At 71.0% G+C, this 13,133-nt stretch carries 14 protein-coding genes; 7 read left to right on the top strand and 7 right to left on the bottom strand.

All coding sequences use genetic code 11. From position 1 onward, the window contains the following. Positions 1-4 precede the first annotated feature (4 nt). Positions 5-1,051 carry an ABC transporter substrate-binding protein gene (locus ACFYV5_RS21430; protein WP_355112223.1) on the bottom strand — a complete coding sequence of 349 codons (1,047 nt, stop codon included), beginning with the start codon at positions 1,049-1,051 and terminating at the stop codon, positions 5-7. 111 nt (positions 1,052-1,162) lie between these two features. Beyond that, positions 1,163-1,588 carry an ATP-binding protein gene (locus tag ACFYV5_RS21425; protein WP_355112221.1) on the bottom strand — a complete coding sequence of 142 codons (426 nt, stop codon included), beginning with the start codon at positions 1,586-1,588 and terminating at the stop codon, positions 1,163-1,165. 84 nt (positions 1,589-1,672) lie between these two features. Here ACFYV5_RS21425 and ACFYV5_RS21420 point away from each other — a divergent pair, with 84 nt between their 5' ends. Together ACFYV5_RS21420 and ACFYV5_RS21415 are read left to right on the top strand one after the other, a co-directional pair. Continuing rightward, positions 1,673-2,512 carry a Scr1 family TA system antitoxin-like transcriptional regulator gene (locus ACFYV5_RS21420; RefSeq protein ID WP_389171097.1) on the top strand — a complete coding sequence of 280 codons (840 nt, stop codon included), beginning with the start codon at positions 1,673-1,675 and terminating at the stop codon, positions 2,510-2,512. Then, the gene (locus ACFYV5_RS21415; protein WP_389170662.1) at positions 2,481-2,750 is read left to right on the top strand and encodes a DUF397 domain-containing protein; all 270 of its coding nucleotides are present in this window, start codon (positions 2,481-2,483) and stop codon (positions 2,748-2,750) included. The genes ACFYV5_RS21420 and ACFYV5_RS21415 overlap by 32 nt, the downstream gene beginning before the upstream one ends. 932 nt (positions 2,751-3,682) lie before the next feature. On the opposite strand, the gene ACFYV5_RS21410 is transcribed toward ACFYV5_RS21415, so the two are convergent. The 4 genes from ACFYV5_RS21410 to ACFYV5_RS21395 are packed head-to-tail and all read right to left on the bottom strand — an operon-like array spanning position 3,683 to position 9,601. Further along, the gene (locus ACFYV5_RS21410; RefSeq protein ID WP_355112215.1) at positions 3,683-4,843 is read right to left on the bottom strand and encodes an acyl-CoA dehydrogenase family protein; all 1,161 of its coding nucleotides are present in this window, start codon (positions 4,841-4,843) and stop codon (positions 3,683-3,685) included. Between the two features lie 2 nt (positions 4,844-4,845). Continuing rightward, positions 4,846-5,784: a hydroxymethylglutaryl-CoA lyase gene (locus ACFYV5_RS21405; RefSeq protein WP_389170657.1), complete on the bottom strand. Its 939-nt coding sequence runs from the start codon at positions 5,782-5,784 to the stop codon at positions 4,846-4,848. Continuing rightward, positions 5,781-7,973, bottom strand: coding sequence for an acetyl/propionyl/methylcrotonyl-CoA carboxylase subunit alpha (locus ACFYV5_RS21400; protein ID WP_389170654.1), 2,193 nt, complete (start codon positions 7,971-7,973; stop codon positions 5,781-5,783). The genes ACFYV5_RS21405 and ACFYV5_RS21400 overlap by 4 nt, the downstream gene beginning before the upstream one ends. Positions 7,974-7,993: 20 nt before the next feature. Then, entirely contained in the window at positions 7,994-9,601 is a 1,608-nt protein-coding gene (locus tag ACFYV5_RS21395; protein WP_389170651.1) for a carboxyl transferase domain-containing protein, read from the bottom strand. A gap of 87 nt (positions 9,602-9,688) precedes the next feature. On the opposite strand from ACFYV5_RS21395, the gene ACFYV5_RS21390 reads away from it, so the two are divergent. The 5 genes from ACFYV5_RS21390 to ACFYV5_RS21370 all read left to right on the top strand — a co-directional run bounded on the left by ACFYV5_RS21390 (position 9,689) and on the right by ACFYV5_RS21370 (position 12,246). Continuing rightward, a complete protein-coding gene (locus ACFYV5_RS21390; RefSeq protein WP_389170648.1) occupies positions 9,689-10,300 on the top strand; it encodes a TetR/AcrR family transcriptional regulator in 612 nt (203 codons plus the stop codon). A gap of 44 nt (positions 10,301-10,344) precedes the next feature. After that, complete coding sequence (locus ACFYV5_RS21385; RefSeq protein WP_355112205.1) at positions 10,345-10,563, top strand: hypothetical protein; 219 nt, start codon at positions 10,345-10,347, stop codon at positions 10,561-10,563. Between the two features lie 76 nt (positions 10,564-10,639). Further along, positions 10,640-11,413, top strand: coding sequence for a phosphatase (locus ACFYV5_RS21380; protein WP_389170645.1), 774 nt, complete (start codon positions 10,640-10,642; stop codon positions 11,411-11,413). A gap of 108 nt (positions 11,414-11,521) precedes the next feature. Then, on the top strand, positions 11,522-11,905 hold the full coding sequence (locus ACFYV5_RS21375) for a type II toxin-antitoxin system RelE/ParE family toxin (protein ID WP_389170642.1): 384 nt from the start codon (positions 11,522-11,524) through the stop codon (positions 11,903-11,905). Further along, on the top strand, positions 11,905-12,246 hold the full coding sequence (locus ACFYV5_RS21370; RefSeq protein ID WP_355112200.1) for a helix-turn-helix transcriptional regulator: 342 nt from the start codon (positions 11,905-11,907) through the stop codon (positions 12,244-12,246). The genes ACFYV5_RS21375 and ACFYV5_RS21370 overlap by 1 nt, the downstream gene beginning before the upstream one ends. An 18-nt stretch (positions 12,247-12,264) precedes the next feature. On the opposite strand, the gene tesB is transcribed toward ACFYV5_RS21370, so the two are convergent. After that, on the bottom strand, positions 12,265-13,131 hold the full coding sequence (gene tesB / locus ACFYV5_RS21365; RefSeq protein WP_389170639.1) for an acyl-CoA thioesterase II: 867 nt from the start codon (positions 13,129-13,131) through the stop codon (positions 12,265-12,267). Between the last annotated feature and the right edge of the window lie 2 nt (positions 13,132-13,133).

Raw genomic sequence — 13,133 nt, 5'->3', positions numbered from 1 at the left:
GGGGTCAGGCCACCTTCTTCGCGTTCTCCAGGGCCTTCGCCAGGTCCTCCAGGAGCGGGGCGCACTTGGCGTAGGAGTAGATGGGCTCGGTCACGCGCGGGAAGACCTGGCCGGCCTTGACGGCGGGCAGGGCGTTCCAGGTCGGCTTGGCCTTCAGCTGCTCCGGCTGGAGGGTGCCGGTGCGGTTGTCGAGCAGGATGACGTCGGCCTTGTACTTGTCGACGTTCTCCCAGCTGAGGCCCTCGAACCAGCCGCCCTCGTCCAGCTTGGTGGGGACGACCAGGGTGACGCCCAGCTCCTTGAAGTAGAGCGTGTCCGTCGGCCGGACGGGGGTGGAGACGTAGAAGAGGTCGGGGGAGCCGGAGCCGATCAGGACCTTGATGTCCTTCTTGCCCTTGGCGGCCTGACGGACGCGCTCGGCGGCGGCCTCGAAGCGGGCCTTGTCGTCCAGGATCTTCTTGGTCTTGACGTCGGCGCCGAGCGAGGCGGCGAGGTCGGCGTGGCGCTGGAGCACGGCCGGCATGGACTTGTCGGAGGCCCACAGGGCGACGCTCGGGGCGATCTTGAGGATCTTGTCCTTCTGCTCGGCCGGGACGTACCAGAGGTCGTTCTTCTCCCACATGTCCGTGATGAGGAGCTCGGGGTTGAGCTTGAGGTACTCCTCGATCTTGAACTCGCCCCAGACGTTGCCGATGACCTTGACCTTGGTGATGTCGAGGTCGCCGGCCTGGACGTCCGGCTTCTTCTCCTTGGTCTTCGGGTCCTCGACGTACGTCGGGCCGAAGACGCCCTTGACCTCGATGCCGAAGTCCTTCAGCGCGGCGGCCATACCGGTGAAGGCGACGATGTTCTTCGGGGTGGACTTCGCCTCGACGGCCGTGCCGCGGTCGTCCGTGAACTTCCACGGGCCGGCCTTCTCGGAGGCGCCGGAGGCGGCACCGCCCTTCGTCTCGCTGCCGCAGGCGGCGAGCGCGGCGCCCAGCCCGAGGGCGCCGCCCGCGGCGAGCAGACCGCGACGGGTGAGATGAGTGGCTCGGGCGTTGCTGGGCATGGCGAGTCGCTTTCGTACGTGCCGGGGTCGGCCTGGGCAAGTCGAGGGAAGGTTAGCCTAACCTCAGGTGGATCAGTAGGGGTGGGCGGGGTGGAGGTGCTGGGGTGTGGGTCACATGCCAGGGGCATTCTGTGAGTTGCACTCGAACCACACCGTCTTTCCGTCGGCGGACGGCTCCACCCCCCACCGATCCGTCACGGCCTCGACGAGCGTGAGCCCCCGACCGGTTTCGGCGAGTGGGTCGGCCGCCTTCGCGTACAGGGGCCCGGGGGTCGTGTCGGTGACCTCTACCCGGAGAGCGTGCGGCTCGCGCAGGATCAACACGGTGCAGCGCCGCCCGGGAACGTGCCGTACGACGTTGGCGACGAGCTCCGTGAGCGCGAGCTCGGCGGCGTCGGTGAGGTGGGCGAGGTCCCAGCGTGTGAGGAACATGCGGAGGATGCGGCGCATGTGACCGGCGGAGTGCTCACCGACAGTGAAGCCCATGCGGTAGCTCGCCTGAAGTTCCGCCGGATAGAGGTCAGTTACGTGATTCATGCCACCAGGATGAGGTGGGTTGATTACGCTCGGCTACGGAACGAAACGAACGCAGTCATGCGTGAGCTTGGGGGTGACCTCCTCGTGGTCAACATCCGCAGTCTGGATCCGAGTGCCTCGCCGCTGGACTATTACGGAGCGGAGCTCCGCCGTCTCAGGGAGGAGGCGGGGCTCAACCAGGCGCAGTTGGGCGACATCGTCTTCTGCACGGCGTCCCTGATCGGCCAGATCGAGACGGCGAAGAAGGTCCCGACGCGGCGGTTCTCGGAGCAGCTGGACGCGGCGCTGATGACGGGCGGGGTGTTCTCGCGGCTGGTGGGGTTGGTGCTGAAGAGCCAGTTGCCGAACTGGTTTCAGCCGTACGCGGAGATGGAAGCGAAGGCGACGTACATCTCGACGTACCAGGCGCAGCTGGTGTACGGCCTGCTCCAGACGCCCGAGTATGCGAGGGCGGTGCTGAGCGTCGACCATTCGGACAAGCTCGACGAGATGGTGGCTGCCCGGATGGAGCGCCAGCGCATCCTGGAGCGCGAGCACCCGCCCGTGCTGTGCGTCGTGCTCGACGAGGCCACACTGCATCTGGAGATCGGCGGCGCCGAGGTGATGCGAAAGCAACTCGCCCACCTGTTGAGCTTCCTGAACCACCCGTGGGTCCAGGTTCAGGTGCTCCCGTTCGCTGTGGGGCAGCACGCGGGCCTGATGGGTTCGTTCACGCTTCTGCGCTTCGAGGACGACCCGGACCTCTTCTACGCGCCGGTCTACGGAGGGGGCCACATGACCGCCAATCCACAAGTGATGAGGGAGCGTTCCGTCGGATACGCTCGGCTGCAAGCCACAGCCCTCTCCCGGGAGGACTCGGCAGCGCTGATCGCACGCGTGATGGAGGAACGGTATGGGCACCAGCCAGGACCTGCGGTGGCGTAAGTCGTCATACAGCGGCTCCGACGGCGGGGAGTGCGTCGAGTGCGCCCCGCTCGGCGCCGCCGCCTGGCGCAAGTCGTCCTTCAGCGGCTCCAGCGGCGGCGAGTGCGTCGAGGTCGCCGACCTCACCGCCCATGTCGCCGTCCGGGACTCCAAGAACCCCGACGGCCCCGCCTTCCTGGCCACGCCGGCCGCGTTCTCCGCGTTCGTGACCGCCACGGCCGAAGGTCTCCTCGGCTGACGTGGCGTCGGGCCCTTGTGAGCTTCTGGGTCGGCCGCCCTCGCTCCGAGTGTGGCGCCCGTCCCCGGCCCCTCAAGGGCGCTCCTTCGTCGCGTCGCTGCGCGATGGGCTTCGCCCACCCTTGACCGCCCGGCTCCGGGCGCCTTTTCACACTCGGAGGGCGGCCGGGGGGCGTGGCCACGCGTCCAGGCCGGGGGCGGTGCGGCTCTGTTCGGCGCCTGCGGGCGCGTGGGTGGTCATGCGCGGCAGTGGAATGGGGCGGCCCGGCGGTGCTCAGCGTGTTCCGGCCGGTGGTGAGTTGGGCTTCATGCCCCGCTGGTCACTCCCGGTGGGGGTGAGGGTCCCGGCGCGACCGTAACTGCGCCATCAACGGCGCCCGGCTAGTAGGTTGCCCTAGTTCACCCCCTTTGCTCCATGGGTTACTGGGAGTAGGGAGGGGTTACGGTCGCTGCGGGCGCGCGGCGGAGGCTTTTCGGTTCCCCGGCGGCCAGGGGGCGTGAATGGTCACCACCCACCGGGAGTGACCAGCGGGGCATGAATCCCAGCCGTCCACCGGCCGCAGGACGCCAAGCGCCGCCGTCACCGCCCCATTCAACCGGTGCGCAATCCCACCCACGGGCCGACGGCCGCCCACGGCGCTGAGCGCCGACGGGCGAGATCGCGTGGCCACGCCCCCGGGCCGCCCTCCGAGTGTGAAAAGGCGGGTGGAGGCGGCGGGTCAAGGGTGGAGCGGAGCGGAATCGGCGAAGCCGACGCGACGGAGGAGCGCCCTTGAGGCGACGGTGGAACCCGCCACACTCGGAGAGAGGGCGGCCACCACCAGAAGCTCACGGGTCCGGCCGCCCCGGCCGCCCCGGCCGCCCCGGCTCCGGAGGAGCCGGAACAACCGGGGAGCCCGAAAAGCCGAGGGGCCGGAACCATCGAGGGACCGGTCAGGCGGAGAGGCCCAACTCCCGGGCGATCAGCATGCGCTGGACCTCGCTCGTGCCCTCGCCGATCTCCAGGATCTTGGAGTCGCGCCACATCCGGGCCACCGGATACTCGTTCATGAAGCCGTAGCCGCCGTGGATCTGCGTCGCCTCGCGGGCGTTGTCGACCGCCACGGTGGACGAGTACAGCTTCGCCAGCGCCGCCTCCTTCTTGAACGGCTCGCCAAGGACCAGCCGGGACGCCGCGTCGCGCCAGCCGATCCGGGCCATGTGCGCCCGCATCTCCATGTCCGCGATCTTGAACTGGATCGCCTGGTTGTCGCCGATCGGCCGGCCGAAGGCGTGCCGTTCCTTCGCGTACTTCACCGACTCGTCGACACAGCCCTGCGCGAGCCCGGTCGCCAGCGCCGAGATCGCGATCCGGCCCTCGTCGAGGATCCGGAGGAACTGGGCGTACCCGCGGCCCTCTTCACCGAGCAGGTTCGCGGCCGGCACGCGCACGTCGTCGAAGGACAGCTCCCGGGTGTCCGAGGCGTTCCAGCCGACCTTGGAGTAGGGGGCGGCGACGGTGAAGCCCGGGGTGCCGGAGGGCACGATGATCGAGGAGATCAGGGGACGGCCGTCCGCCTTGCGGCCGGTCACCGCCGTCACGGTGACCAGGCCCGTGATGTCCGTACCGGAGTTGGTGATGAAGCACTTCGAGCCGTTGATGACCCAGTCGTCGCCGTCGCGGACGGCGGTGGTGCGGGTGCCGCCGGCGTCGCTGCCCGCGCCGGGCTCGGTCAGCCCGAAGGCGCCCAGGATCTCGCCCGAGCACATCCGGGGCAGCCACTCCTGCTTCTGCTCCTCGGTGCCGAAGCGGTAGACCGGCATCGCGCCGAGCGAGACACCCGCCTCCAGGGTGATGGCGACGGAGGAGTCGACGCGGGCGAGTTCTTCGAGGGCGATACCGAGGGCGAGGTAGTCGCCGCCCATCCCGCCGTACTCCTCGGGGAAGGGCAGACCGAACAGGCCCATGCGGCCCATCTCGCGCACGATCTCGTACGGGAACTCATGGCGCTCGTAGTAGTCGCCGATCTTCGGCGCGACGACGTCGTGGGCGAACTCCTCGACGGTGCGGCGCAGTTCCTCGTGTTCCGACGAGAGGCGGTGGTCGAGCGACATGATCAGGACTCCTTGTGGGAGAGGGCGCGAACGGTACGGGAAGGGCTCGGTCGGCCCAGCTGTTCGGCCATCCACACGCTGGTGGCGGTGAGGGCGGCCAGGTCGACCCCGGTGTCGATGCCGAGGCCGTCGAGCATCCACACGAGGTCTTCGGTGGCGAGGTTGCCCGTCGCGCTCTTCGCGTACGGGCAGCCGCCGAGGCCGCCGGCGGAGGCGTCGACGGTGGTCACGCCGTGCCGCAGCGCGGCGAGCGTGTTGGACAGGGCCTGGCCGTAGGTGTCGTGGAAGTGCACGGCCAGACGGGAGGTGGGAACCCCCGCCTCGTTGAGCGCCGTCAGCAGGGCCTCGACATGGCCGGGGGTGGCGACGCCGATGGTGTCGCCGAGGCTCAGCTCGTCACACCCCATGTCGGCGAGCGCCTTGGTGACACGGACGACCTGCTCGACGGGGACGGCGCCCTCCCAGGGGTCGCCGAAGCACATCGAGAGATAGCCCCGGACCTTCAGCCCCTGCTCTATGGCGCGGATGACGACGGGCTCGAACATGGCGAGGGCCTCGTCGACGGTCCGGTTCAGGTTGGCCTTGGCGAAGGACTCGGTGGCGGAGGCGAAGACGGCGATCTCGCGGGCGCCGAGGGCCAGGGCCCGGTCGAGCCCGCGCTCGTTCGGGACGAGGACGGGAAGCCGGGCCGGGATGCCTCGCAGGAGCGGGAACAGCTCCTCGGCGTCGGCGAGCTGGGGCACCCACTTGGGGTGGACGAAGCTGGTCGCCTCGACGGTGGAGAGCCCGGCGCCGGCGAGCCGCCGGACGAACTCGGCCTTGACCGCGGTCGGTACGACGGTCTTCTCGTTCTGCAGTCCGTCGCGCGGTCCGACCTCGTGGATCCGCACCCGGGCGGGGAGCCCGGGGGCGGGCACGGTCATGGGCAGGCCCGTGGTCATGATTCCTCCCTGGGGGTCACCACGGCGAGGATCTGGTCCATGGCGACGGTGGAGCCGGGGGTGGCGTCCAGCTCGGTGACGGTGCCGGCGTGCGGGGCGGAGATGACGTGCTCCATCTTCATCGCCTCGACGACGAGCAGACTCTGCCCGGCCTCGACCTCGTCCCCGACCGCCACCTTCACGACGGTGACGGTCCCGGGCATGGGCGCGGCGAGCGTGTCGGCGCCGCCGTGCCGGGCGCCGGTGAGGGCGGCGGTGACGGGGTCGTGGTCGAGGACGTGCCAGGAGTGCCCGTCGCGGCCGAGCCAGATCCCCTCGGGGGAGGGGGTGACGTGGAAGTGGCGGGTGACGCCGTCGAGGTGGATGGTGAGTCCCCCCACCCCGCCCCTTCCCGAAACCCTGCCGGGGGCGAGGGGAGTGCTGCCCAGGGCAGCGGCCAATACCCCGGCGTCGCCGGGTGCGGACGGCAGCTGCGCGCCGCCGGTGGGTGCCGCGCCGTGCGGGGCTTCGTCCAGCGTGCCTGCTGCCGAGCCCGACGCCGTCGCGTCGCCCGTGGGTGCCGCCAGGGCTTCGCCCGGCGGCGCCGGCTCGTTCGGATGGGCGCCGATGTGGAACTCCGCGGCCTTCTCCGTGCCGCGTACCCAGGTCGGTACCGGGTCGTGGCCCGGGACGCGGAAGTGGCGGGTCGTCCAGGCGGGGACGCCGCCCAGGCGCCAGCCCGTGGGGGCGTCGAAGGGGTCGACCCAGCCGTCGGCGGAGCCGCCACGCTCGGCGCCGCCCTCGCCGCCGCGCCCGGGGAAGCGCCGCAGCAGCGCCGCCGCCGCGTAGACCTCCGGCGGGACCGACCCGTCGACCAGGCCCTCCGCGTCGCGCTCCACCAGGCCCGTGTCCAGGTCGCCCGAGACGACGTCCGGGTGGGACAGCAGGCGGCGCAGGAAGCCCGCGTTCGTCGGGACGCCCAGGGTGACCGTGTCCGCGAGGGCCGCGCGGAGCTTGCGCAGAGCCGTCGGCCGGTCCTTCGCGTGCACGATGACCTTCGACAGCATCGGGTCGTACAGGCTGCCGACCTCCGTGCCCTGCGACAGACCGGAGTCCGTGCGGACACCGTCTCCCTCCGGCTCCCGCAGGCCGAGGACCGTGCCACCCGAGGGCAGGAAGCCCCGGGAGGGGTCCTCGGCGCAGATCCGGGCCTCGATCGCCCAGCCGTCGAGCCGGACGTCCGACTGGGCGAACGCCAGCTCCTCACCCGCCGCCACCCGCAGCTGCCACTCCACCAGGTCGATCCCGGTGATCAGCTCCGTCACCGGGTGCTCCACCTGCAGCCGGGTGTTCATCTCCATGAAGTAGTACGAGGAAGGGTCCACGCCCGGCACGATGAACTCGACCGTTCCCGCGCCGACATACCCGCAGGACCGCGCCGCCTCCACCGCCGCCGCGCCCATCTGCGCCCGGATCTCCGGGGTCAGCAGGACGCTCGGCGCCTCCTCGATGATCTTCTGGTGGCGCCGCTGCAACGAGCACTCGCGCTCACCGAGGTGGAGGACGTTCCCGTGGGTGTCGGCCAGGACCTGGATCTCGATGTGGCGCGGGCGGTCGATCCACCGCTCCACGAGCAGGGTGTCGTCGCCGAAGGAGGAGCGGGCCTCACGGCGGGCCGCCGCGATCTCGTCCTCCAGGACCGTCAGGTCCCGCACGAGCCGCATGCCCTTGCCGCCGCCGCCCGCCGAGGGCTTCAGCAGCACGGGTGCGCCCAGCTCGCGGGCGGCCTCGGCCAGTTCGGGGTCGGCGGCGCCCGGCACCACCGGCACGCCCGCCGCCTTCACGGTCTCCTTCGCCCGGATCTTGTCGCCCATCAGAGAGATCGCGGAGGCCGGCGGGCCGATGAACACCAGGCCCGCCTCGGCGCACGCCCGCGCGAACCCCGCGTTCTCCGCGAGGAAGCCGTAGCCGGGGTGGACCGCCTGGGCCCCCGTCCGCCGCGCCGCGTCGAGGAGCGCGTCCACCGACAGGTACGACTCCGAGGCCGGCGGCGGACCGATCCGTACCGCCGTGTCCGCCTCCCGTACGTGCCGGGCCTCGGCGTCCGCGTCGCTGTACACCGCGACCGAGCGGACACCGAGAGCGCGCAGGGTGCGGATGACCCGGACCGCGATCTCGCCCCGGTTGGCCACAAGGACTGTGTCGAACATCTGCCGCATCGTTTGGTCCCTCACATCCGGAAGACGCCGAACTGGGGATCACCCAGGGGCGCGTTGGCGCAGGCCGTCAGTGCGAGACCCACCACCTGTCGGGTCTCCATCGGGTCGATGACCCCGTCGTCCCAGAGCCGGGCCGTCGCGTAGTAGGCGTTGCCCTGGGTCTCGTACTGCGCGCGGATCGGGGCCTTGAAGTCCTCTTCCTCCTCCGCGCTCCACCCGTCGCCGAGCTGGTCCCGCTTGACCGTCGCGAGGACGGACGCGGCCTGCTCGCCGCCCATGACGGAGATCTTGGCGTTGGGCCACATCCACAGGAAGCGGGGGGAGTACGCCCGGCCGCACATCGAGTAGTTGCCCGCGCCGTACGAGCCGCCGACGACCACCGTCAGCTTCGGTACGCGGGTGCAGGCCACGGCCGTCACCATCTTGGCGCCGTGCTTGGCGATGCCGCCCGCCTCGTAGTCACGGCCGACCATGAAGCCGGAGATGTTCTGCAGGAAGAGCAGCGGGATGCCGCGCTGGTCGCACAGCTCGATGAAGTGCGCGCCCTTCTGGGCGGACTCGGAGAACAGGATGCCGTTGTTGGCGACGATCCCGACCGGGTGTCCGTGGATCCGGGCGAAGCCGGTGACCAGCGTCTGCCCGTACTCCGCCTTGAACTCCTGGAAACGGGAGGCGTCCACGATCCGCGCGATGACCTCGCGCGCGTCGTAGGGCGTACGGGAGTCCACCGGCACCGCGCCGTAGAGCCCCGCCGGGTCGACCTTCGGCTCCTCGACCGGCTCGACCGACCAGGGGAGCGGGCCGCGCGCGGGGAGGGTCGCGACGATGTTGCGGACGATACGGAGGGCGTGGGCGTCGTCCTCGGCGAGGTGGTCGGTGACGCCGGACGTACGGGAGTGGACCTCGCCGCCGCCCAGCTCCTCGGCCGTCACGACCTCGCCGGTCGCGGCCTTCACCAGCGGCGGGCCACCCAGGAAGATCGTGCCCTGGTTCCGTACGATCACGGCCTCGTCGCTCATCGCCGGGACGTACGCGCCACCGGCCGTGCAGGAGCCGAGGACCGCCGCGATCTGCGGGATGCCGGCGCCGGACATCCGGGCCTGGTTGTAGAAGATCCGGCCGAAGTGCTCGCGGTCCGGGAAGACCTCGTCCTGCAGGGGCAGGAAGGCGCCGCCGGAGTCGACGAGGTAGAGGCAGGGGAGACGATTCTCCAGCGCCACCTCCTGGGCCCGCAGGTGCTTCTTCACCGTCATCGGGTAGTACGTGCCGCCCTTGACGGTCGCGTCGTTGGCGACGATCACGCACTCGCGGCCCGAGACCCGGCCGATGCCGGCGATCACACCGGCGGCCGGGGCCTGGTCGCCGTACATGCCGTTCGCGGCGAGCGGGGCGAGCTCCAGGAAGGGCGAACCCGGGTCCAGAAGCGTGTCCACGCGGTCCCGCGGCAGCAGTTTGCCGCGCGCGGTGTGCCGGGCGCGGGCCTTCTCCCCACCGCCGAGGGCGGCCGCCGCGAGCTTGGCGCGCAGGGTCGCCGCCAGCTCTTCGTGGGCCGCCTCGTTGGCCTGCCAGGCCGGCGACGCGGGATCCGCCGCGCTCGTCAGCACAGGTGCCTGCTGCATCCCTCGAGCTCCCTTGCTCGGTTAATGAGCGTTAACGTATGTCCTTCAGGTTAACGACCGCTAACCGCATTGTCTAGAATCGATCGCATGACCACCACCGCCAGGACCGACGCCCCCACGCGACGCGAGCAGATCCTCAAGGAGGCCGCCCGCCTCTTCGCCGAGCGCGGCTTCCACGGCGTCGGCGTCGACGAGATAGGAGCGGCCGTCGGCATCAGCGGACCCGGTCTGTACCGACACTTCCCCGGCAAGGACGCGATGCTCGCGGAGCTGCTCGTCGGGATCAGCGAGCGGCTGCTGACCGGCGGCAAACGCTGCGCCATGGAGCGGGAAAAGGACTCGGCCCCGCCCGAGGCGCTGCTCGACGCGCTCATCGAGGGCCATATCGACTTCGCGCTCGACGACCGTCCGCTCATCACCCTCCACGACCGTGAGCTGGACCGCCTCCGGGAGAGCGACCGGAAGCTGGTGCGCCAGCTGCAGCGGCAGTACGTCGAGCTGTGGGTGGAGACCGTACGGGAGGCCTATCCCGCCCTCGCCGAGTCGGACGCGCGAGCCGCCGTCCACGCGGTCTTCGGCCTGCTGAACTCGACCCCGCACCTCGCCCCCGCGGGCTCACTCCCGGGCCGCACCGCGACGGCGGATCTCCTCCACCGCTTGGCGCGGGGCGCTTTCGCGGCGGCGGCCGACGGGGGCTGACCGGCGGGCGTGCGTGGATTCTGTTGTGGGCCCATGCTGGAGGCATGAGCGACGACGTGCGCAGGACGGTCGTCGTCCTGGGAGTGATACCCGGCGATCCACCCTTCCGTCCGGTGCAGGCCGGCGGGGAAACACTGGGCGTCGCCTACGACATGATGGACGTGATCAGGCTGGCGCGTCAGGTGGGCTGGAAGCACGTCGATCTCGAGGACCCCGCGCAAGTGAGATGGGTCGGCGGCGGCAAATACAAGTGGCGCGTGTGAAGCGTCGGTACCCCCGGCGGCCGTCCAGCCTTCGGGATGAACGGACCCCGGCGGCACGTGACGGCACAATGGGGCCATGCCGATACTCAGTCGCCCCGCCCTCGTCGAGCACCTTGTCCGGACCCGGATCGCGGGAGACGTCGCCACCCCGCGCGACAACAACCTCTCCCACTACCGCAAGCTCGCCAACGGCGACCGGCACTACTGGCTCGGCCTGGAGCTCGGCGACCGGTGGACCGACGAGCAGGACGTCCTCGCCGTCATGGCCGAGCGGTGCGGGGTGAACGACGACCCCTCCCACCGCACCGGGCAGGACACCATCGACCCCGAGCTGACCGTCGACGCCCTCGACCGGATGGCCGCGCGGCTGCGCAAGGCCGCCGCGGGCAAGGAGCGGGTGCTGTTCGCGACCGGGCACCCCGGCGCGCTGATCGACGCCCACAGCCGGGTCGCCGCCGCGCTGCGGGCCAAGGGCTGCGACATCGTACGGATCCCGGGCGGGCTCGTCGCGGACGAGGGGTACGTCGTGCAGTTCGCCGACGTCGCCGTCTTCGAGCGGGGCGCCACGCTCTGGCACACCCATTCGCCCGAACCGATGAACGCGATCCTGGACGCCCTCGGCGAGTCCGGCCGGCCGGACCTCGTCGTCGCCGACCACGGCTGGGCGGGCCGCGCGGGGCAGCGGGGGGTCGACTCGGTCGGCTACGCCGACTGCAACGATCCGGCGCTCTTCATCGGCGAGGCGGAGGGCACGATGCAGGTCACGATCCCCCTGGACGACCACGTCATCGACCCCCGCTCCTACGAGCCCCTGACGGACTACCTGCTGGACGCGTCGGGCCTGCTCTGACCCGGGGCCGAACCGGCATCCGTCCGTGTGGTCGAGTCATCCCTCGGTCGGGGGACTTTCCCCGGCTACCGGCGCGTCATACAGTGGGGGATATATAGCTTCCGCTGTATGAATGACCTCTACGTTGTCGAGATCGAGCCGGAAGTCCGCTTGTGGCTGGCAAACCTGTCGGTGCGCGACTACCTCAATGCCGAGGACATCGTCGACCGTCTCGTGTGCTTCCCCACCACTCTCGGGGAGCCCTACTCGCGCCACCTGGGCGGTCCGGTCCGCGAGTTGCGCTTCAGCCTCGGACATGACCGTGATGCCGTGCGGATTCCGTATTGGCTCGGCCCGGGACGGAGGATCATCCTGCTGACCGTTTTCCGCAAGAGCAGGCAACGCGAGGAGGCGGAAGTCGACCGCGCGCTGCGGGCTCAGGCGCTCTGCGCGACCGAGCACGGACCCGCACACGAGGAATTCGCTCGCATCATCGAGGAGGAGCGGCACTGATGGCAGGCCACATGCGATGGAAGCTCGCCCGTGACAAGCAGGTCGCCGAGGAGATCGGTGAAGGTCCCGAGGTGGCGAGGATGCGCGAGGAGATCCGGCTGGCTCACGATCTCGGGCAGGCCGTCCACGACCGGCGGACCGAGCTGGGGCTGTCCCAGACCGAGCTGGCCAAGCGGGCCGGCATGACCCAGCCGCAGATCTCCAAGCTGGAGCTGGGCGGGACCATGCCGACGCTGCCCCTGCTGGCCCGGCTGGCGCGGGCGATGGACGCGGCCCTCGAACTGGAGCTGGTCGGGGACACCTCACGCGTCGCCTTCACCGCGCGGACCACCGCCGCCTGATCCGCTTGGGTCGCGGTCTCAGGGGCGTCGGGGGACGCGTACGACACCCTCCTGGATGACGGAGATCGCCAGCTTCCCGTCCTGCGTGTAGATCCGGGCCTGGCCCAGGCCCCGCCCGCCCGAGGCGGACGGCGACTCCTGGTCGTACAGCAGCCACTCGTCCGCGCGGAACGGCCGGTGGAACCACATCGCGTGGTCCAGCGAGGCCCCGACGACGTCGCCCACCGCCCAGCCGCCCCGCCCGTGGGCGAGGAGCACCGAGTCGAGCAGCGTCATGTCGGAGACGTACGTCGCCAGACAGACGTGCAGCAGGGGATCGTCGGCCAGCTTGCCGTTCGTACGGAACCACACCTGCGAGCGCGGCTCGCGCGGCTCCCCGACGGAGCCCCACGGCGGCACGTCGGCGTACCGCAGGTCCACCGCCGCCCGCGCCTCGACCAGCCGCGCGGCCACGTCCGCCGGGAGGTGCCGGGGCAGCATCTCGGCCGCCGTCGGCAGGGTCTCCGGGTCCGGCGCGGCCGGCATGTCGTCCTGGTGCTCCAGCCCTTCCTCGTACGTCTGGAAGGACGCGGAGAGGTGGAAGATCGGCTGCCCGTGCTGGACGGCGACGACCCGCCGGGTGGTGAAGGAGCGGCCGTCCCGGATCCGGTCGACCTGGTACACGATCGGCGCGCCCGCGTCCCCCGCACGCAGGAAGTACGCGTGCAGGGAGTGGGCGAGCCGGTCCTCGGGGACGGTCCGGCCCGCCGCCACCAGCGCCTGGGCGGCCACCTGGCCGCCGAAGACGCGGGGGACGAGGGCCGAACGGGACTGCCCCCGGAAGAAGTTCTGCTCGATCTGCTCCAGGTCGAGCAGATCGAGCAGTTCGTCGAGCGCGTCGGGCACCT

Source organism: Streptomyces sp. NPDC003035 (assembly GCF_042888285.1).
Lineage (GTDB): Bacteria > Actinomycetota > Actinomycetes > Streptomycetales > Streptomycetaceae > Streptomyces.
Note: the sequence above shows the minus strand (reverse complement) of the source record. Positions and strands in the feature narration are given on the sequence as shown.

Coding starts and splice junctions, on each gene's coding strand:
- ACFYV5_RS21430 (WP_355112223.1), bottom strand. CDS start 1,051: ATGCCCAGCAACGCCCGAGCCACTCATCTCACCCGTCGCGGTCTGCTC.
- ACFYV5_RS21425 (WP_355112221.1), bottom strand. CDS start 1,588: ATGAATCACGTAACTGACCTCTATCCGGCGGAACTTCAGGCGAGCTAC.
- ACFYV5_RS21415 (WP_389170662.1), top strand. CDS start 2,481: ATGGGCACCAGCCAGGACCTGCGGTGGCGTAAGTCGTCATACAGCGGC.
- ACFYV5_RS21410 (WP_355112215.1), bottom strand. CDS start 4,843: ATGTCGCTCGACCACCGCCTCTCGTCGGAACACGAGGAACTGCGCCGC.
- ACFYV5_RS21405 (WP_389170657.1), bottom strand. CDS start 5,784: ATGACCACGGGCCTGCCCATGACCGTGCCCGCCCCCGGGCTCCCCGCC.
- ACFYV5_RS21400 (WP_389170654.1), bottom strand. CDS start 7,973: ATGTTCGACACAGTCCTTGTGGCCAACCGGGGCGAGATCGCGGTCCGG.
- ACFYV5_RS21395 (WP_389170651.1), bottom strand. CDS start 9,601: ATGCAGCAGGCACCTGTGCTGACGAGCGCGGCGGATCCCGCGTCGCCG.
- ACFYV5_RS21390 (WP_389170648.1), top strand. CDS start 9,689: ATGACCACCACCGCCAGGACCGACGCCCCCACGCGACGCGAGCAGATC.
- ACFYV5_RS21385 (WP_355112205.1), top strand. CDS start 10,345: ATGAGCGACGACGTGCGCAGGACGGTCGTCGTCCTGGGAGTGATACCC.
- ACFYV5_RS21380 (WP_389170645.1), top strand. CDS start 10,640: ATGCCGATACTCAGTCGCCCCGCCCTCGTCGAGCACCTTGTCCGGACC.
- ACFYV5_RS21375 (WP_389170642.1), top strand. CDS start 11,522: ATGAATGACCTCTACGTTGTCGAGATCGAGCCGGAAGTCCGCTTGTGG.
- ACFYV5_RS21370 (WP_355112200.1), top strand. CDS start 11,905: ATGGCAGGCCACATGCGATGGAAGCTCGCCCGTGACAAGCAGGTCGCC.